Source organism: Roseateles sp. P5_B10 (assembly GCF_056400485.1).
The window spans coordinates 1-622 of sequence record NZ_JBFULE010001569.1 but is presented as its reverse complement, the minus strand read 5'-3'; the positions used below and the strand labels follow the sequence as shown (position 1 = coordinate 622).

General features: G+C 69.3%; 1 protein-coding gene. It reads left to right on the top strand.

The genetic code is table 11. The features are described 5' to 3' along the window. A partial coding sequence (locus AC1DU6_RS34625; RefSeq protein ID WP_477863033.1) for a molybdopterin cofactor-binding domain-containing protein occupies nucleotides 1-622 on the top strand: 622 nt, incomplete at both ends.

Sequence of the window (622 nt, the reverse complement as noted above, 5' to 3'; positions counted from 1 at the left end):
CTACCACCAGGCCCTGGCCGTCGTCGTGGCCGAAAGCTTCGAGCAGGCGCGCGCCGCGGCGGCGTTGATCGACATCCGCTACGAGGCCGCCAAGGGCCGCTTCGACCTGGCCGCCGAGAAGCCTCATGCGCCGGTGGCCAAGAGCGATGGCTTCGGTGGCGAGGCCGAGACCAAGCATGGCGACTTCGAGGCCGGCTTCGCCAAGGCGCCGGTGCAGCTGGACGCCAGCTACACGACGCCCGACCAGGCACACGCCATGATGGAGCCGCATGCCACCATCGCCTGGTGGGAGGGCAAGAAGCTGTCGGTGTGGACGTCCAACCAGATGATCGACTGGGCCGTCGGCGACCTCGCCAAGACGCTGGGCATTCCCAAGCAGGACGTGCGCGTGCGTTCGCCCTTCGTCGGCGGCGGCTTTGGCGGCAAGCTCTTCCTGCGCGCCGACGTCGTGCTGGCGGCCCTGGGTGCCAAGGCCGCCAGCCGGCCCGTCAAGATTGCGCTGACGCGGCCGCTGATGTTCAACAACACCACGCACCGGCCCGCCACCCTCCAGCGCATCCGCATCGGCGCCAACAGAGACCGGCGCATCCAGGCCATCTCGCACGAGAGCTGCTCCGGAAAC